The sequence below is a fragment of the Pleionea sp. WD8-19 genome, assembly GCF_055326765.1.
Genome location: NZ_JBUZOU010000004.1, coordinates 329257 through 349506, shown reverse-complemented (window position 1 = coordinate 349506; position 20250 = coordinate 329257). Strand labels below are relative to the sequence as shown.

The 20250-nt window shown below is 46.6% G+C and carries 14 protein-coding genes; 5 read left to right on the top strand and 9 right to left on the bottom strand.

From position 1 onward, the window contains the following. Positions 1–45 precede the first annotated feature (45 nt). The 7 genes from ACTUJY_RS07405 to pilG all read right to left on the bottom strand — a co-directional run bounded on the left by ACTUJY_RS07405 (position 46) and on the right by pilG (position 13720). Positions 46–2562 carry a chemotaxis protein CheB gene (locus ACTUJY_RS07405; protein ID WP_463615431.1) on the bottom strand — a complete coding sequence of 839 codons (2517 nt, stop codon included), beginning with the start codon at positions 2560–2562 and terminating at the stop codon, positions 46–48. Continuing rightward, complete coding sequence (locus ACTUJY_RS07400) at positions 2562–9239, bottom strand: hybrid sensor histidine kinase/response regulator (RefSeq protein ID WP_463615430.1); 6678 nt, start codon at positions 9237–9239, stop codon at positions 2562–2564. The genes ACTUJY_RS07405 and ACTUJY_RS07400 overlap by 1 nt, the downstream gene beginning before the upstream one ends. Before the next feature lie 41 nt (positions 9240–9280). Then, entirely contained in the window at positions 9281–10159 is an 879-nt protein-coding gene (locus tag ACTUJY_RS07395; protein WP_463615429.1) for a CheR family methyltransferase, read from the bottom strand. A 21-nt stretch (positions 10160–10180) separates the two neighbouring features. Next, positions 10181–12253 (bottom strand): methyl-accepting chemotaxis protein, encoded by a 2073-nt coding sequence (locus ACTUJY_RS07390; protein WP_463615428.1) that lies wholly within the window; start codon positions 12251–12253, stop codon positions 10181–10183. A gap of 71 nt (positions 12254–12324) precedes the next feature. After that, positions 12325–12867: a chemotaxis protein CheW gene (locus ACTUJY_RS07385; protein ID WP_463615427.1), complete on the bottom strand. Its 543-nt coding sequence runs from the start codon at positions 12865–12867 to the stop codon at positions 12325–12327. 42 nt (positions 12868–12909) lie between these two features. Then, positions 12910–13275: a twitching motility response regulator PilH gene (pilH, locus tag ACTUJY_RS07380; RefSeq protein WP_463615426.1), complete on the bottom strand. Its 366-nt coding sequence runs from the start codon at positions 13273–13275 to the stop codon at positions 12910–12912. A gap of 46 nt (positions 13276–13321) precedes the next feature. Further along, positions 13322–13720 (bottom strand): twitching motility response regulator PilG, encoded by a 399-nt coding sequence (gene pilG, locus ACTUJY_RS07375; protein ID WP_463615425.1) that lies wholly within the window; start codon positions 13718–13720, stop codon positions 13322–13324. Between the two features lie 543 nt (positions 13721–14263). Here pilG and gshB point away from each other — a divergent pair. The 4 genes from gshB to ruvX are packed head-to-tail and all read left to right on the top strand — an operon-like array spanning position 14264 to position 17172. Continuing rightward, entirely contained in the window at positions 14264–15220 is a 957-nt protein-coding gene (gene gshB / locus ACTUJY_RS07370; RefSeq protein ID WP_463615424.1) for a glutathione synthase, read from the top strand. A 9-nt stretch (positions 15221–15229) separates the two neighbouring features. Continuing rightward, positions 15230–16123: an energy transducer TonB gene (locus tag ACTUJY_RS07365; protein ID WP_463615423.1), complete on the top strand. Its 894-nt coding sequence runs from the start codon at positions 15230–15232 to the stop codon at positions 16121–16123. Positions 16124–16170: 47 nt separating this feature from the next. Then, the gene (locus ACTUJY_RS07360; protein WP_463615422.1) at positions 16171–16731 is read left to right on the top strand and encodes a YqgE/AlgH family protein; all 561 of its coding nucleotides are present in this window, start codon (positions 16171–16173) and stop codon (positions 16729–16731) included. A 12-nt stretch (positions 16732–16743) separates the two neighbouring features. Continuing rightward, entirely contained in the window at positions 16744–17172 is a 429-nt protein-coding gene (gene ruvX / locus ACTUJY_RS07355) for a Holliday junction resolvase RuvX (RefSeq protein WP_463615421.1), read from the top strand. A gap of 58 nt (positions 17173–17230) precedes the next feature. On the opposite strand, the gene ACTUJY_RS07350 is transcribed toward ruvX, so the two are convergent. Together ACTUJY_RS07350 and ACTUJY_RS07345 are read right to left on the bottom strand one after the other, a co-directional pair. Beyond that, on the bottom strand, positions 17231–18370 hold the full coding sequence (locus ACTUJY_RS07350; RefSeq protein ID WP_463615420.1) for a PilT/PilU family type 4a pilus ATPase: 1140 nt from the start codon (positions 18368–18370) through the stop codon (positions 17231–17233). A gap of 14 nt (positions 18371–18384) precedes the next feature. Beyond that, the gene (locus tag ACTUJY_RS07345; protein ID WP_463615419.1) at positions 18385–19419 is read right to left on the bottom strand and encodes a type IV pilus twitching motility protein PilT; all 1035 of its coding nucleotides are present in this window, start codon (positions 19417–19419) and stop codon (positions 18385–18387) included. A 120-nt stretch (positions 19420–19539) separates the two neighbouring features. On the opposite strand from ACTUJY_RS07345, the gene ACTUJY_RS07340 reads away from it, so the two are divergent. Continuing rightward, the gene (locus tag ACTUJY_RS07340; protein WP_463615418.1) at positions 19540–20247 is read left to right on the top strand and encodes a YggS family pyridoxal phosphate-dependent enzyme; all 708 of its coding nucleotides are present in this window, start codon (positions 19540–19542) and stop codon (positions 20245–20247) included. Positions 20248–20250: the final 3 nt, after the last annotated feature.

Genomic DNA, 20250 nt, shown 5'->3' with positions numbered 1-20250 from the left:
CTCGTTGCCGTTTTCAGGCGACACATTATATCAGGCGTTGTTTGCTCAGGCTGGACTTAACTGTTGTGCCAGTTCCGCTGCGATCTCTTCAGGACTGCCCACAAAGTCGGTCAGATTTTTTTCAATGAGTGAGTCTGGCATGCTGCTGTTCGCACAGGAATCTGGAGATTGAGCCCACACCCTTATCTGTTGCTCGCGCATTTGCTCAACACCATGGCAACCATCATTTCCCATACCACTGAAAATCACCACACTGCAATGATGTTTATACACCTCGGCCGCTGACAGGATCACATCATCAATACACGGCGAATATGGGGGCGTCCAGGGCTCGTCGGTAGGATGAACTTGACCTGTCTGACTGAAAATGATTTTACGCTTGATGGGAGCGATATAAATGCGCCCACGTTCAAGCGTCATGGGTTTATCAACGATAGCGGCTCGAAACGGTGTTTGAGTGTCCAAAATATTGCACAGCACCGGTAAAAAGTTATCGTCAATGTGCTGCGCCAGTATAAAGGTTGCGTCCAAATCGGTGGGTAAGCTTTGTAAAAAACGCTTTACTGCCGCCGGGCCACCCAGTGATGCACCTAATACCCATAAATTACATTCTGGCGGCTCTGGCGAAGTCGGCGGTTCTGGCTCCATGGCTTCGAACTGCATATCCGTTGCAGTATCGTCGAGTAAAGGCACATCGAACTCGACTTCTGCTTCGTCGTCACTTTCGATTGACGCAGTGTTTTCTTCTAGCGTTACCGGGGGAATCGCAATGAGTTCTTCCGCAACCTCGGGCTGTTCGAGTTCATTGAGGGTTTCATCTTCCAAAGGTGCCAACAATTCATCGAGGTTTTCAGACTCTAAACGGTCATCACTATCGCCAGGATATTGTTCACGAAAGTCAGGTTTCGGTGCCGAAAGCTCGCCTTCAAATGCATCAACGATTTCGTCGGGCTGATCAATATCGAATTGAAAGTTTTCTCGCTCGGTAACAGCCATGTCATCGGACTCAATGTCAGAATCGATGTTTTCCGAACGCTGGACTTCCGGTTCAAAAGCTTCAGATTGATCTTCCAGAGCTTGCAAAAGCGACTCATCAATTGTGAGGTCATCATCCAATTCGTCGATGCTTTCAGAGTCAACAGTCAAACCGTCGTCAACATCCTCACGACGCTCTTCCTCACTTTCATCGTCTATTAGCGTCCATTGCTCATGCTCGGGTGTTTCGTCTTTAGCGATTGCTTCGTCTGATTGTTTATTTTCAACATCGACCAGCGACTGTTCGCTTGTTTCTTCCGGAATGGATAATTCCAGCTCCAAGTTAATGTTGTCTTTTTCTGCTGAACCAGCAAATTCCGTATCCAACTCTAAGCTAAAATCATCGGACGCTTCACTTTCGTCGGCAGCATTGTCTGCCGGAAGTGAGAATTGTATCTCTTCTTCAAGTTCGGAGCCCGTATCTGAAGTTGGTTCAAGATCTTCATGTAAAGCGTCTTCTGCTTTCGCCGCTTGTTCCGGTTTCTGATCCGTGAATTCAATCGCATCGTCTTCGAACCCGAGTGGCTTGTCGTAAATATCTTCGCCAAAATCGAAATCAAGAGGCTCGCCTTTGTCCGTTTCGGGTTGGCTCTTTGCTTTTAACTCGGCACCTTTTTCAAGTTCCGGGATTAGCGATGCAACGTCATCGGGCTTGCTTTCGGAAAATTCGGTTTCACCCAACTCAGAAAAATCATCGACTTGAATTTCACTACTGTCGGTTAAAAAGCTGTCAATTTCAGCTTCAAAATCCTGCAATTCATCGTCAAGGCTGATGGTTTCTGGTTCAGTATGAATTTCAGGTTCTTCAGCAGTCTCATGAGCAGCAGGTGCTTCGGTTAAAGAGTCTTCTAAAGCGGGTTCATGCGACGGATCTTTGTCTATCGCTGAACTTTCAACATCCGGCTCCTCCAGTGAGGACACCTCTAAGTCAGAAAGCTCAAAGTCTTCATCGATCTTTTCTCGATCGGCTAAATCGGTATCCTCTTCCGACAACGCTTGAGCGACTTCTTCGATAGGCTCGATTTGGACTTCTTCGTCACTCGCCAATTGCTGTAAGGTGCTTGAAAGTTCTTCAGTAGCCTGCTCCAAACGTGAAACGGAATCTTCAGCTTCATCAGAAACCGTCATTTCGTCAGCATGAAGCTCACTGTTTGCTGCGCTAGTTTTGGCATCCGGTTCCGATTCCTGAACCCGCTCAAGACCCGCCATTTCATACAAACGTTCGATTTGTTTTTCGACCCAGTAATCGGGATGACTCTGCTTGGTTAACGAACCGCGTTCGTGGAAAAAAACAGGAACGGTTGATTGGTCCAACAGATCATCGAGCTGTTCAGTCCAGTGATCTTCATCGATATCCAACAGCCAAACATGTAGCTGATTATTGGCAATATGCTCGGCTTCTATTGCATCGGGCGCAACTTGCTTGGCGATGGTAACGCCGTGCTGTTCTAACAGACCAACATACTGCGCTGTTTCATCACCGCCAGAAGATATCAGTCCAATCGAAAGTGTTTCCTTACTGCTCATTACTGTCTACCAGGTAACAATGACTCGATTGTTTGTAATAAATCCACTTCGTTATACGGTTTACCCATATAACGGTTAACTCCAATTGACTCGGCTCGCTCACGGTGTTTTTCACCCGTACGTGAAGTGATCATAATGATCGGTAACTCTTTAAGCTGCTCATCGTGGCGAATGATAGTGGCCAGTTCAAAACCGTCCATACGCGGCATTTCGATGTCGAGTAACATGACGTCGGGTTTGTTATCGTGCAATACACTAAGTGCATCAACACCGTCTTTCGCTAAGATGACTTCGTAATCGTGACGCTGTAGCAATCGCTGGGTAACTTTTCGCACCGTGATGGAATCGTCGACCACCATTACTTTCGGTACTTTATCTTCCTGAACCTCTTCTTCCACCGTGAAGTCTGCTTCAATGACGGCATCGGCTCGACGTGTCAGCGCCGGTACATCGAGAATCAGTACCACGCGACCGTCTCCCAGTATAGTGGCACCTGATAAGCCACTCAGCAAACTGAGCTGCTGTCCAACGGACTTCACAACAATCTCACGGCTACCCATCAGTTCGTCTACCTGCACGGCGGTAGGATGTTCAGCACCGTGTAGTAACAACACCGGCAGTGGTTTGGTTACGCCTTCCAGATCAGCGCGTACATTGTGATCCAACAGATTACCCATGTACCGCATGTGGTAAGCCATCCCAGCGTATTCAAACCGTGCTTCCGGATTGTCGTAATACTCTTGAATTTCGAACGGACTGACCCGAACGATACCTTCGATGTTGGTCAGGGGAACTGCATAAATATCGTCACCAACGGAAATCATAAGTGCCTGATTTACCGAAACAGTGAAGGGTAACTTGACGGTAAAGGTAGCGCCTTTGCCCTGTTCGGAGTGAATTTCGACCACTCCGCCCAATTGTTTTATTTCACTGCTAACCACGTCCATACCCACACCACGCCCAGAGATCTGAGTCACTTTTTGTGCGGTGGAAAAGCCAGCTTCAAAAATCATTTGTTGCAATTCGTGGTTACTGAGTTCAGATTGTTCAGTGATCAAGCCGCGCTCTAACGCTTTTTTACGTATCGCATCCATATTGAGGCCGCGGCCATCATCCTGAATTTCGATAAAGATCTCTGAACCTTCGCGGTATAAACGAATACGGACTTTCCCGGTTTCTGATTTACCGGCTGCTTTACGATCTTCGACACTTTCAATACCGTGATCCATTGCATTACGCAACATGTGTTCAATAGGGGCGATCATTCGCTCCAATACAGTCCGGTCCATCTCGCCTTCAGCCACGATAGCTAAGTCTACCGCTTTACCCAGCTCGTTTCCGATTTGACGCACGATTCGACGCAAGCGTGGAACCAGGCTTTCAAAAGGCACCATGCGGGTACGCATCAATCGTTCCTGCATTTCGGTATTCACCCGACCTTGCTGCAAGAGCAGGGTTTCAGAGTCGGAAGCGAGGTTGTCCAACGACTCTTTTAAACTCGATAAGTCAGCGGTAGACTCACCAATAATCCTTGTTAATTCCTGCTGTCGGGTATAGCGGTCAAACTCCAGCGGATCAAACTCTTCGTAGTCAACCCCAGCGATTTCCCGACGATATTCAATTTGCGCATCGGTTTCAATTTCAAGGTTTCGTAGCTGATCCCGAAGTCGATCTAGTGCTTGTGACATTTCATCGAGGTTGTAGCGCAACACCGATACCTGTTGTTCTAAGCGCGCTCGGAAAATCGATGTTTCCCCGGTAAGGTTTACCAAATCTTCCAACTGATCGGCCGCAATACGCACCAACTCTTGCTGTCTGGGTCGACGTGCTTCTGCCGCTTGAGGCGCTTCTTTTGCCGCTGACTTTTTCTTTGTCAGAGGCACAACCTTTGCGGCTTCTTTTGGCTTTTCTACAAGCTCTGATTTTGGCTTTGCAGTAGGTTTAACCGCTTCTTGCGCTGCCGGTTGCTCACCTTTAATCACGCGCTTCAAGTCAGCCATGTAACTGACTGGCGTAGTCAGCATACGAGATGCACCCACTTCATCGATCATTGAGTGCACTACGTCGTAGCCCCGCATAACAAAACGGACCTGATCATCCGTCACATTAATTTTTGCTGCAGCCACCTGCTCAAAATAGGTTTCCAACTCGTGGGTAATATCACCTAATGCGGTAAGGTCTGAAAGTCGTGCACCACCTTTTAACGTGTGCAGACTGCGCTGCAGCGTTTCAATGGATTCACTATTAGCTGGTTCCTTACTCCATTGCTGTAAAGCTTCATCCATGCTTTGCAAAATTTCAGCGGCTTCTTCGAGGTAGATTTCTAAAACTTCTTCGCCGTCTTCATCGAGCTCTATTTGTTGGACCGGCGCTTTGACTTCTTCTGCTGGAACAACCTCAAGAGCGTCTTCCGGCTCAACTTGAGTTTCCGGCGCGGTATCTACTATTTCGTCACTGATTGATTCACGTGTCGCTTCAGGCGCGGCTTCTTCCGCAGCCATCGATTTACCAGCAATGGCATCGCGCACTTTTTCAATAAGTGACTCATCGATCTGATATTGACCGTGATCTCGCAATTGTTCAAGCATGCTGCGGAAGTGGTCAAGAATTTGATAAGACAAAACAAAATGGTGATCAGCAACTTCAATGTGACCACTGCCGAGAGCTTCGTAAAGATCTTCCAATGCATGGGCCAAGTTACCACCGCTCATCACACCTGCCATGCGAGCGCTGCCTTTAAAGGTATGCAGGTTACGCTGTAAGTTGTTCACGGGCAGTAAATCTTGCGGATTAGCTTTCCATTTCTCGAAGTTTTCCTCAATTTCTTCGATCAGTTCTTCGGCTTCCTCTAGGAAGAACTCCAGCAGCTCTTCATCAATTTCGTCTTCTGCTTCATGAACGTCTTCAGGTAAAATGGTTTCACTGACACCTTCCCTATGTGACTCGACTTTTTCAACCTGAGGTACCACCACCGGCTTACTGTGCCAATCTTTTAGAGAGTCAATAAGGCTGGTAGGATCCGGTAACGCGTGTTCTACAGCGGCACTGTTAAGCAATTCCAATACACAATCGAGCGCGCGAGTACCCAACTGATAAAACTCTTCATCCATGGTGAGTTGATCGGGCTTGGAGACAAACGATTCCAGTGCCGTTGCCAAGGCTTCCACTTCCGGTAGCATCGCCATGTTAGCGCCACGCTTTAAGGTGTGCATTTCGGCTTGTAAGTTATGTTGCGCTTCCAATGAACCTTTATGTTGCCACTGTCGCAGCAACTCCTGAGCTTCGGAAACGATATCCATACCTTCAGCCAAAAAGATACCCAGTAACTCCGGATCTCTTTGCACCGAGTCAATGGCTTTGACTTCACTGTCTCCACTGAGCCGGATTAACTGTTGTCGCTGTTCAGTAAACAAGTCAATTAACTGTTGTTTTACATCACTTAGATAATGGCGCTTATTTTTTAAGGCTTGTAAACAACGTTGTAAATACTCTTTCGCCTGCTCAAGCCCTTGCTTAAATTCTTCGCTTAAATTAACTTCACGTTGCTTGTACTCTTTAACTAAAGTCTCAAGTGGACCTGCAACATCGGCAATTTCGGGCACCTCGGCCATATGAGCACTGCCTTTGAGTGTGTGCATGGCTCTAAGCAAATCGTCGCTCGCTTTTACCTGACTCGCATACGCCCAAGATGCAATACATAAATTAATCGCTTCGATATGACTTTCGGCTTCATTAACGAAAATTTCGAGTAACACGGGGTCCAGTTCAGAACTGACTGCAATTTCCTGTGCTGAAGTTTCAGTGTCTGCGGGTTCAGTTTTCGCCACTTCATCCAGAGCATACTCTTCAAGCTCTTGCGAACCTTCACTTTCTACTTCCTCACTGAAATCAAGGGTTGGTACTTCTTCTTCGTCGAGGCTTTCGCTGATTTCAAGTACATCATCTACGCCTATAGGCTCAAAACTTTCACTGGCTTCAATCTCTTCAAGCTCGGGTATGGAATCATCTTCTGACGGTAGTTCAATTTCTATGCTTTCTTCGGGTTCATCTTGTTCAAGAGCAACGTCAAACTCGGCCAACTCTTTATCGGACAGCTCAGGCGACTCGAAAGATAGTGACTCATCACGTTTGGCGATGGGTTCTTCTTCAACTTCAGGTACCAACTCTTGCTCAGTCAGCAAGGGTTCATCTATTTCTAATTCAGACAAGTTGGCTTGAGCTGCTGTAGAATCGGCTTCAGCGATTGGCTCCAGCTCATCTGGGGTTGAGTCCACTAAATTCGATTCGACTTCTTCAGACGCTACAACTTCTGGTTCTGTCGTTTTTGGCTCGACTGCAACAGGCTCGACTCTCTGATAATCTTCACCCTTGGCGTAAGCATGCGCACGCGCCATTATTTCATCGGGTGACTCGCTGGGGAGTTGATTCTTAGAAAACGCATCGATCAACTTTGGCATAAAATCGATGGCATCTTTGATCACCGCAAACACTTTTTGATCGAGCTTAATGGTATCGTCGATTACCCGATTCAACATATTTTCGATGGACCAAGCCAGCTCTCCTGCCAAACTGGCACCAACCAACCGGCCACTGCCTTTTAAAGTATGGAAAGAACGGCGTACTGTGGTCAGTGATTCTTCATCCTGCGGGTTTTCAATTAATCGCGGATAAAGCTCATTAATACTGGCAAGCTCTTCTTCAGCTTCTTCGAGAAAAATTTCCAGTACATCGTCATCGATTAGGCTTTCATCGTAAGCTTTGGTTTCCGGAGGTTGCACCGGTTTGGACTCCACAGGAGGCGAAGGCTCAGCCGTTGCAACAGGTTTTGCCGTTTCATGGTCAACAGGTTGTGGCTTGGCATCGTCGACGGACTTTTCTGTCTCCGAAGCAATTTGCTCTTGTTGCTCAAAACGTTCGATCAGCGTTTCCGTCGCTTCTTCTTTCTGAGTGACTGGATCCGGTTTTGACAGTTCCTGCTCTAGTATCGCTTGACTCTCTTTCGCAGCCTGTAACACAGAATCAAAGGCACGTGATCCGATTTCACCATAGTTTTCAAGGCAGTACTCGACTGAAGTGATAATATCTGCAAGTGCATCCATCACTTCTTCTTGAGGTTGCATCCGAGCCGCCAGCAGTTTACGTTCGACAAAATCTTGCGCTTTATGTAATAGACTTGAGGCGTCTTCAAAACCAACGATTTGCAAACCACCTTGAATTTCAGTCAGCAGAATCGGCACATCGGTAATTAAAGAAAAATCAAATGACGATGCTATAAAATCGACAATCTTTTCTTTTGCTTTTTGTAAATTGCCACGACTTGCTTTCAGAAGTTGCAATCGAGCATCGTCTAACTGGGCTTCTGCAGCCACTTGATCTTGTTTAGCGGCAAGCTCTTCAGGCGTGCTTTCTTCGGAAGCTCCCACATCTTGTGGCTTCACATTGGCGAGATTGGCTTCGACAAACAAAAGTGCACCTGCTACATCCATTACGAGTGCGTCGGTAATTTCATCACCCGATTCAACCACTTTACTCAAGGTTGTAATTTGCTGTTTAATCACATCTCGTGGAATTCCCAGTCCCAGAATGCCTAACGTATCGGTAATTTTTTTCAGGTTGGGTATAAGAGACTGGATTTTACCAACACTTTTATCGCCACCACGTACAAAAAGGTCGAGCGTGTCTTTAACGTTGATCAAATCATCGTTGATGGCTCCAACGACGGTTTCAATTGCCCCAGCATCCGGGCCTTGCATTTTTCGTCTTTCTTCTTCAACTTCGACTTCAGTGGGTAAACTTGCAGCAAGATTGAATCGCTCTTTAAGCCGAATGACTTTTTCATTTTTCGAATCGGATTTTGCAACGTAATACAGCAGGTTTTTCAGTAGGTCATCGGGAATAGCATCGTTTAATGCTTCAACTCCCGCATCGGCTAAACGTTTAATTTGGCGATCGACTTTGCCAAGCAGCGCGTGTACCGCCGGATCCTTGTACAAACCTTTTTCGATGATGGAAAACAGAAAGCCGTCCGCCACCCACCACAGGTGCGCTACCGAATAACCGGATGTGATTTCTTCCAGTTTTTCCAACACTTTGTGCATGCGTTGAATGCCTTCTTTGACATTCTGGCTGCGCATTACACCGAGCAGCCCTTTTTGATAGTGCATGCGAAATTTTTTCGACAGATCAGAAAAAGAACCCGGATCAAGTGGTTTAGCACCGGCTTCTGATTTAGGGGGTTCCACTCCGGAAAGTTGAGGTGCAAAAATAGCGCTTTCTGAAACGGGAGCCGCACCTCGCGAACCACGCAACTCATTCAGTAACGGCAATAAAATTACGGGTAAGTCGCGACGACCTTCTTGAACACGATCTAAGTAAGCCGGTAGTTGCAGCATACTGGCCATTAACACTTCCAGTGCTTTTTCCTTTGCCACAAATCGACCTTCGGCAATCGCTTGTGCCAAATGCTCCATTTCTTCTGCAAATAAAGCTGCACCAAAAAACTCCAGCATTTGCAACGTACCGCGTACTTGATGCAAACAACTGATGCAAAAACGAATTTGAGTCACATCGCTTTCATTTTCTGCGAAGGCCTCAAGTCCCTGACGAGCCTGGTCGAGCGACTTATTGATCTCTTTACGGACCCAACTGAGTGCTAACTGTTCATTCGTATCGGCCATGCCTGCTCCATAAGACTCTTCAATTTATGAGCCACTTCTTCTTAACCACCTGCACGCAAATACGCTTGGCAGTGCCGGGTGGAAACTTTCTCAATCAGCGGATGCGATAGGTTATTCAGTTCGCCGGGGCCTAATACCAACAGTCCACCTGGTGCAAGTCGACTCACAAACTCTTTCACTATTTGTTCGCGTCGCGCATTTTGGAAATAAATTAAAACATTTTGGCAATAAATCACGTCGTACAATTGCTTGGGTTGCGACTCCAATTCCTTGACATTGGCCTGAACAAAACAGGTGCGATGTCTGAGCAGGTTCTTCACCTGAAAATGATCATCGGGCAAGCTTTCAAAATACTTGTCCAACAAATCAGAGGAAATGTTGATCAGTTTACGCTTGTGATAAATGCCTTCTCTTGCCTGTGCCAACGCAGGAAAGCTGATGTCAACTCCGGTCAACCCAAAATAAAAATTACGTTGAGCTCGCTGAAGTTCTGAGGTATCGAGCTCACTCAATAACATGGCAAGGCTGTAAACTTCTTCTCCGGTTGAACAACCAACACTCCAGACCTGAGCACTGAAAGGTTTGTCGGTCTTTTCTTCCGCAGAACGCTGAAGCAGTTTGTATATGTGATTACGAACCAACTCCATCGACGCGTTATCACGAAAAAAACGCGTTTCGTGTACGGTAAGCAAATCGACAAGGTTGGCCCACTCAACAGCGGAACTTAAACCTGAATCGAGACTTTCAAAATAGCTGTTGTAGCTGTCGAAACCACGCTCACGCATGCGCTGTGCTAGGTTGGTCATCAAAAATGATTTTCGGTTTTCTGATAACCAAACACCGGTGCGTTCTTCCAGCAAGGATTGCCAGCGTTTAAACTCTTCGCTGTTCATTTCTGGCAAAGTTTCATATGCAGCCATTTTCAAGGCCGTCACCTAACCTTAGTAGTTCGGTAGTTTGAAACCAGCAACCGAGCCACTTAATTCGTCGGCCAGTTCAGCCAGTTTACCGATGCTGCTGGCTGTATTGAGCGTACCTTGTAAAGTCTGGTTGGTGATTTCTTGAATGACGTTCATCGTATTGGATACGTGACCTGCAGACGCCGCCTGTTGGCGTGCCGCATTGGATATGTTCTGAATCAATTCAGCAAGATTCGACGATACCCGCTCGATTTCTTCCAGAGCTACACCCGCATCCTGAGCCAGACGAGCTCCGCGTACCACCTCGGCGGTTGAGGCTTCCATCGAAATAACCGCTTCGTTGGTATCGGTCTGGATGGTTTTTACCAGGGCTTCAATCTGCTTGGTCGCATTACCCGATCGTTCCGCGAGTCGCTGTACCTCATCGGCAACTACCGCGAAACCACGACCGGCTTCACCCGCCATCGATGCTTGAATGGCCGCGTTAAGTGCCAGTATGTTCGTTTGATCGGAGATGTCGTTGATCAGCGATACGATATCGCCGATTTCTTGGGATGACTCACCCAGTCGTTTGATCCGTTTCGAGGTTTCCTGTATTTGTTCGCGTATCGTGTCCATCCCGCGGATGGTATTACGTACCACTTCGGCACCTTTTTTTGCGATATCCACCGACTTTTCCGCAACCTGAGAGGATTCGGCGGCGTTGGCAGATACCTGCTCGATGGACACAGCCATCTCATTAATCGCGGCTGAAGCTCCGGTGATTTCCTGAGCCTGGTTTTTAGATGCCTGAGCCAGCTCGTTCGAGATCCCTTGTGTTTCTTCGGTTGCGGAAGACAATCGAGAAACCGACTCATTGATGGTCGATACCAATGACCGCAGTTGGTCAATGGTGTAGTTCATCGCGTCGGCGATGGCACCCGTAAAGTCTTCAGTTACCGTTGCATTAGCGGTTAAGTCACCGTCTGCAAGACCTTCCATTTCATCCAGCAATCGAATGATTGCCTGCTGGTTACGTTCGTTCTGTTCGCGCTCACGTTCGGCTTGAACTCGCACAATGCCTTCCCGTTTTTTATCCGCGCTACGGATTTGAATACCCAATAAAAACAAGAAGATAAGTACCATCGTACCACCAGCAATAGAGAACCAGTAGTGGCCACTCATCCAATCGAGTCGGTTACCATGCAGACGATAAGCATCGGCCAATTCTTTCGATTGCGAGAGAAGCTTGTTGGAGCGGTCGAAAATGCGCTTTGACGCCTGTTGTACTTTAAATAAGGCGTCGGTGCTGCGGATAACGTAGTCCACTTGATCTTTTACGGCCTGGAACAACACCGACACTTCTTCCAGGTTGGCTCTTGCCTCGGCATTGTTAACACGCTGAATACCGAGCATGGCATCACCATTTAACATGCCTTCAAGCACACTGCCGAACGTTTCCACATCCTGACCAAAGTTTTCTGCTGAGGCTGCGGCGTCGTCACCACCTTGCAATACCTTCTGGAAACTTCGGTTGATCCGTTCTGCAAACAGCATCTGTCGTGTCGAATAATAGGTTTGCTCACCGGATGCACCAGCATCGAGTAATATGTCGTTTACGGTGTTGTATAAGAACTGGATTTGAGGAATGGTTGCCGAGATTTCCGATTGCGTCTGATACAGACCGGTTACTGTATCAACACTCTCCAATATGACTTGGGCGTCTTTACCAACTTCACCCCAAGTATCCCGCAGTGCAGAAAACTCTTTGCTACGAATATAATCCGGAGTCGGATCAATCTTCGTCATCGGGTTAGAACCCTGTGAGTCTGACAGATTACTGACCAGTAAGTTGAAGCGATCCACCGATAGCTTTAACTCATCAAAAGCGGTTTCAGTACCCTGCGAAGCTTCCGATGCGTTTTTTGAGATTTGCTGTGATATAACCCGCAAATCTTCCGCTTTTTCAGACCAACTTTGTACGTTACGCCCTGTACGCCAGCCATTATATAGGTTCACAATGGTGACTATCAGAAACAAACCCAGGAGCCAGATAACGACGCGTGTTGAGCTCCCCCCATCTTGTGTGCTTTTATCTTTTACCGGTGCATTCATAGTTTATTTCCCAACTACGTTCTTTATAAATATTTCGACACTTGCTGCCAACGGCAGATAATAAGTCAACGTCAAAGTGCGACCTGCATAAACGCAGGATTTTCAGCCAAGGCATAAGGGCTGAACACTTTCCACTCTTCTTCGCCACGGTTAAAGCGACCTGACAAATACGGCATAATGGCCTCATCATCATTCACTTCATTAATACGTTCAACATCCTCAAAATGCTGTAACCCCAGCACTTCATCTACCACAATGCCACTATTAATACCATTGTGATCGATCACCAGTACCCGCTGTCTTCGCATGGTTGCTGGTGCTTTACGGCCTAAATAACCGTGCAGATCCATGATCGGTAGCAAAGTACCGCGGATATTGGCGATGCCTTTCACCCAGGCTCGAGCCCCCGGCACCTTGGTGAAACTGGGCATTTGTAAAATTTCTGCGACTTCTTTCAATGGCGCGACGTAACGTTGATCGTTCAGGCGAAAGCCAATGCCGGTCCAAAACCGACCCGATTGTTCGGAACGTGGAACAGCCGAAGCACTGCTGTAGCTGCGCCGCTCGATATCAGCGAGGATTTCAAATGCGGGATTGGTCGCGCTGTCTACCATTGTGTTATTCCGCCTCTCCTGGAACGATCAACTAAAATCCTGTTAGCCCTCAAGCACCGAATTAATGACTTTCATCAAACTGCTTTCCTGAACCGGTTTGGTCAAGTAATCTTTGGCGCCTTGTCGCATACCCCAAATTTTGTCCGTTTCCTGATCTTTTGTCGTAACGATGATCACTGGAATATTGGACGTTTCCGGATCTTTCTTCAAATGACGCGTGGCCTGAAACCCGTTCAGCCCAGGCATAACGACATCCATTAATACCAAATCTGGCTTTTCAGCTTTGGCTACTTCGATACCTGCTTCACCGTTTTCTGCGGTGAGCACTTCATGACCATGTTTGTCCAGAATACTGCTCAAAACATGCGTTTCTGTAGGCGAGTCGTCTACGATCAATACGCGTGCCATGTAAAAACCCCCTCTTTACTTCAGGAATATAGGAACAAAACGGCCCTTAAGCCGTTTGTTTGGTATTGCTAACATGAGATCGAATTGCATTGAGCAACTCATCTCGACTAAAAGGCTTGGTCAGATATTGATCCGAACCAACAATTCGCCCTTTTGCTTTGTCAAATAAGCCATCTTTACTGGATAACATGATGACGGGCGTTGATTGAAACGCCTTATTGTTTTTAATTAGCGCACAGGTTTGATAACCATCGAGACGCGGCATCATAATGTCGACAAATATGATGTCAGGCTTGTGATCTGCAATTTTAGCCAAAGCATCAAAACCGTCGGTTGCAGTCACAACCTCACAACCTACTTTTTTGAGCAATGTTTCGGCGGTTCGACGAATCGTTTTACTGTCGTCGATCACCATTGCCTTTAAGCCTTCGAAGGAATTCTCCATTCACACACCCTCATCGGGTACAAGCATTTTGGCACCCACTTATATCATTAATTGAGATGTATAACCAATAGTTCACCCACTGTGGCAATGTTTTTACCATAAGTGCATCCATTGATCCACTTTGATTTTACTTAATATAGAATAAGTTAGCTAACAAAGCTAAAGTAAAATCACTATATTTTGTTGGCGAGAAAGTCGGACAAAAATGCAACACATACAAGCATTTTTAATCAGCCTTCCTGCAATAACAAGTTTTCACGTAAAAATCATTGGCTTAGATGACACTTCATTTTACCGCGACACTGTTGATACCGAAACAGTTAAACTTAGCAACTCACAAAGAGTTTCAACCCAGCGATGAATTTACCCAGTTACGTACATTGAAGTTTGTAATTCTTTGTGAAAACCACCGATCACTGTAAAGTAAGTGGCAAAACAATCACCGAAACAGACGTTTGTCATTGTTTTCGGCGCAGGCCATCCATACGCCCACGGGTTGTATGAAAACTAAACATTTAATCAGAGGTATTTCGAGAAAGAATTATGACTATCTCCGTTGGCGTTGTCATGGATCCAATATCCACAATCAATATTAAAAAAGATAGCACTTTTGCCATGCTTCTGGAGGCAAAAGCGCGTAATCATCCCATATTTTATATTGAAATAGAAAACCTATTGCTGCGAGATGGGAAACCCTTCGCAATTTGCCAACCTTTAACGGTTTTTGATGATCCTGAAAGCTGGTTTGAACTTGGCGATGCGGAAGAAATGGATCTCGCCGATCTCGATATCGTTTTAATGCGTAAAGATCCGCCTTTTGACATGAATTATGTTTACGCAACTTATATCCTAGAGCGCGCAGAAATTGACGGATGCTTGGTTGTGAATAAGCCATCCAGTTTGCGAGACTGTAATGAAAAGTTATTTACCGCCTGGTTTCCCGATTGTTGCCCACCAACACTGGTTTCAACCAACAAGCACTTAATTAAAGATTTTATCAACCAGCATCAGGATGTCATCTTAAAACCGCTTGATGGCATGGGTGGAGCTTCTATTTTTCGTGTAAATCAGCAAGATGCCAACACCAATGTGATCATCGAGACCTTGACCAACCATGGGCAACAGCTCGCTATGGCACAACGTTTTATCCCCGAAATCAGAGAGGGTGATAAACGCGTACTCATGGTTAATGGTGACGCTATTCCCTACGCCTTAGCTCGTATCCCTACAGCCGGAGAAACACGCGGAAATCTCGCCGCTGGGGGTCGCGGTGTTGCACAACCGTTAACCGAGCGCGAGCTCGAAATAGCGCAAAAAGTAGGACCAGAGCTGGTAAAGCGCGGACTTTATTTCGTGGGTTTGGATATCATTGGCGGCTACCTGACAGAAATCAATGTCACCAGTCCAACCTGTATTCGTGAAATAGATGCTGCTTTTAATACGGGAATTGCTGGTAAACTATGGGATGCATTGGAACAAAAAATCAGCCCACAGCAATAAACCAACATTATGATAGAAAACGGCGTTTTAAATGAGCAGGCCCCAACCATTCGAGAGTCGGATCGACTGACCTTCGCAGCAATTCTGGCCATCGCTTTTCACGCATTGCTGTTTCTCGGCATTGCGTTTACCTTGCCGGAGAAAAAGAGCCAACCAGTTTCTCCAGTAATGCAAGTGGTACTGGCACAGTATCATGCACTCGAAAAACCAGAAAAAGCAGACTTTATTGGCCAGGACAATCAGCAAGGTGGTGGCGATAAGGAGTTATTGCAAACGCCCACTACGACTGAGCTGGCACAAATTCCGGATCCGGCAAAACAAGCTTCACTGTCTTCGGTCCAATCTGCCGTGGTGAAACAACCACAACCCAACCCCGATTTGCTGACAGGTAATAGCCAGAACAAAGTCTTTTTGCAGGATCAAATCGAAGCCCCAGAACAGCAACAGCAACCCTTGTTGGATACAGCAACGCTCCTGCAAAAAAGCTACCAGCTGGCCGGACTCAACGCGCAGCTGTCCGACCAACAACAGCTGGCTTCGAAAAACTTACGGAAACGACAAGTGTCGGCTGCGATCCATCGCGCCAGCGATGCTCTCTATCTGGATACTTGGCGACGGCGTATCGAAGAAGTGGGTAATCGCAACTACCCAACATTGGCAAAACAAAAAAAACTTTATGGCGAATTAATTGTAAAGGTTGCGGTCAATGCGGATGGAACCATTCGTGACTTAAGCATCATGAGCAGCTCCGGCCATAAAATACTTGATGATGCTGCGTTGCGCATCGTGCGTCAGGCTGCGCCTTTTGCGCCTTTCGATGAGATATTGCGTAAAGATACCGATGTACTTGAAATTGTTCGCTTATGGCAATTTCAACCTGGTGATCGTGTTTCTACACAATAAAAAATGAATTGCTTGTTTTTTTCGACTTTCAGCCCAACAATTAGGGTATGAAAGAATTTACCAGTCTGAAGAATCATTTTCTTATCGCCATGCCCAGCTTGGCGGATCCCAACTTTTTTCGAAGTGTGACTTTGCTGTGCGAGCACAATGAAGAAGGCGCAATGGGCATCGTCATTAATCATCCTACTGAAGTAAAAACCTCGGAACTGCTTGATCATCTGGAAATTGCTGTCGATCCCGATTTTGTGGAAAGACCAGTATTGGCGGGAGGCCCAGTACAAACCGACCGTGGGTTTGTCATCCATCGCAGCTCTACTCGCTGGCAATCGAGCCTCGAAGTCAGTGATCAAATTACCATTACGACGTCGCAAGATATTCTTCGCGCTTTACCGAAGCAGAAACAGCTGAACGATGCCGTTGTCGCATTAGGCTATGCTGGGTGGGGACCAGGACAGTTGGAAATGGAACTCGCTGAAAATGCTTGGCTCAGCACACCAGCTTCGGCAGAAATACTCTTCCAAACCGAAGTCGGCGAGCGTTGGCATAAAGCAGCACTGTTACTTGGTGTTGATATCTCTCAGATCTCATCGCTCTCTGGCCACGCCTAATTTTAAAACGTCATGTCGCGAATTGCTTACCAACGATTGCTGGCGTTTGATTTTGGTGACAAGTCCATTGGTGTTGCCTATGGCCAAGCAGTGACTCAAACCGCCAGCCCACTGAAAGCACTCAAAGCAAAAAATGGTCAACCCGACTGGCAACAGGTTGAGCGTATGCTACAAGAGTGGCGACCGGACGCTCTGATTGTTGGTTGCCCGCTTAACATGGACGGTAGCGAGCAGCAACTTACTCTACGTGCTCGAAAATTTGCTAAACGGCTGCAAGGACGATTTGCACTTCCCGTTGAAATGATGGATGAGCGTTTAACGACCGTTGAAGCGCGCTCTCAACTCTTTGAAGAAGGAGGCTATCGGGCTCTACAGAAAAGTGCTGTCGATAACCTGTCGGCCGTTTTGATATTGGAGTCTTGGTTTGCGCAGCAAGGGTAAGTTCTAAGTTCTAAGTTCTAAGTTCTTAGTGCTTAGTGCTTAGTGCTTAGTGCTTTAATCAAAAAGGATTATCCTCAGCATCTTCAAGTGTCATACCACCGGCATTAGCACCCAACTGCAACTCAGGATCTTTTTCAGAGCTGTCGAGTTTAATCATCAAACGCAGATCGTTAGGTGAGTCGGCATGATGCAATGCATCTTCATAGGTAATTTCACCCGATTTATACAGTCGAAACAACGCCTGATCAAACGTTTGCATACCGTGTTCGGTCGATTTGGCCATCAAATCCTTAATCAAGTGCATTTCACCTTTACGAATGTGATCGGCCACCAGTGGTGTGTTGATCAGAATTTCCACTGCAGCGCGTCGCCCTTTACCATCTGGTGTTGGAATCAACTGTTGAGCAACTACAGCTCGCAGATTGAGCGATAAATCGAGCAATAACTGATGCCGTTTCTCTTCTGGAAAAAAGTGAATGATACGATCCAAAGCCTGGTTTGCGTTGTTGGCATGCAAGGTACACATACACAAGTGTCCTGTTTCCGCAAAAGCAACCGCATAATCCATCGTTTCTGAAGTCCGCACTTCACCAATGAGGATCACATCAGGAGCCTGTCGCAAAGTGTTTTTCAACGCGGTTTCAAAAGAGTCGGTATCCAAGCCCACTTCGCGTTGAGTGATAATGCATTTACCGTGTTGGTGAACAAATTCGATAGGATCTTCGATGGTAATGATGTGGCCCGTTGTCGTGTGATTGCGATAACCAATCATTGCGGCCAATGAAGTGGATTTACCAGTGCCTGTCGCACCCACAAAAATGATCAGGCCACGTTTTGTAAGCGACAGCTTTTTCAATACCGTTGGCAGGCGTAATTCGTCCAATGTCGGAATAGTCGTTTCGATACGCCGCAACACCATACCCACTTCATTGCGTTGCTGAAACGCACTGACACGAAAACGACCTATGCCAGACGCACTGATGGCAAAGTTGCACTCGTGTCCACGCGCAAACTCACGTCGCTGCTCTTCGTTCATCACCGACAGCACCACCTCACGCGCTTTTTCGCCGTTAAGCGATCGCTGTGTCACCGGCATGATCTTACCGTTGATCTTAATTGAAGGTGGAACGCCCGCGGTGATAAAAAGGTCCGATGCCTTTTTCTGTACCATCAATTTTAATAACGCTTCAAAATCCATCCGTTAATTCCTAACTAAAAATCTTCTTTGGTTTTGGCTTTTTCACGAGCATCTTGTCGAGTTATCAACCCTTTCGCCAAAAGATCTTTCAAACATTGATCGAGTGTTTGCATACCATGCTGCGCTCCGGTCTGGATCGCTGAATACATCTGGGCAATTTTATCTTCCCGGATCAGATTACGAATCGCCGGTGTACCGACCATAATTTCATGCGCCGCCACTCGACCACCGCCTACTTTTTTCAACAGTGTTTGTGAGATAACCGCCATTAACGATTCCGAGAGCATCGAACGTACCATGTCTTTTTCAGCAGCAGGGAAAACATCAACAATACGGTCGATGGTTTTTGCAGCGGAAGAGGTATGCAAAGTACCAAACACCAAGTGACCGGTTTCAGCGGCGGTGAGTGCCAAGCGAATGGTTTCCAAATCACGCATCTCACCCACCAGTATAATATCGGGGTCTTCCCGCAGCGCCGAGCGTAAAGCTTCGTTGAATCCCAAGGTATCTCTGTGCACTTCACGTTGGTTGATCAAACAACGTTTACTTTCGTGCACAAACTCGATGGGATCTTCCACCGTTAAAATATGACCGTAATCATTGTCGTTAATGTAATCAATCATAGCCGCCAGCGTAGTACTTTTACCGGAGCCGGTCGGCCCCGTGACCAATACCAGCCCGCGCGGATGCATACAAATATCTTTAAAAACCGATGGTGCGCCCAGTTCTTCTAAGGTTAACACCTGCGAAGGAATGGTCCGGAACACTGCTCCAGCACCGCGATTATGATTAAAAGCGTTCACACGAAAACGAGCAATACCCGGCAACTCAAAAGAGAAGTCTGTCTCCAGAAATTCTTCGAAATCTTTTCGCTGCTTGTCGTTCATAATGTCGTACACCAAACTGTGTACGGTTTTGTGATCCAACGGTGGTACGTTAATACGTCGTACGTCACCATCAACCCGGATCATCGGTGGTAACCCGGCCGAAAGATGGAGATCCGATGCTTTATTTTTAACGCTAAACGCCAGTAATTCTGTGATATCCATTGTTATTGACCCCGGAAGTGTTCAGTTCCAGTTTATTCGAGTAGATAATAAGTACTTTTACAGTTTAGACTGCTGAGCCGGTTTCTACCTCTCATTTACCACTGAAAAAGTTAGGAGTTTATGTCGATTCAACAAAACCTGTACCGCATAAAACAGCAAATAGACGATGCCACGCATAACGCCCATCGAGCTATTAACTCTGTCACATTGTTAGCTGTGAGTAAAGCTCAGAAAATCAATCACATAGAGCAAGCTTTTAATGCCGGTCAAAAACTGTTCGGTGAAAACTATCTGACCGAAGCCTTACCCAAAATCAGTGCTTTAGCAGCGCTGGATATCGAGTGGCATTTTATCGGCCCTATTCAGAGCAACAAAACACGCGACATTGCAGCGAACTTTCAATGGGTGCAAAGCATTGATCGTGAAAAGGTTGCGCGACGTTTAAACGAGCAACGACCCGAACATTTGCCACCTTTAAATGTGACTCTGCAACTTAACGTGTTTGGCGAGTCGAGCAAGCAAGGTATACACAGTGACCAGCTAATGGATCTATTGGCATTGGTTGATGAGCTACCCCGCTTAGCATTACGGGGCCTGATGAGCATTCCACCACCACAAACAGATACCAATAAACAACGCCAACAATTTGAGCAAATAGCCGACCTTTTTACTCAAGCTAAAGCGAGCTTTCCTCATCTCGATACCTTATCAATGGGGATGTCCGGCGATATGCGGTCAGCTATTACCGCTGGCAGCACCATGGTTCGAATTGGTACGGCGCTGTTCGGTGAACGTCCAGCCAACTGGAAACAAATGATTAAGGATTAACGA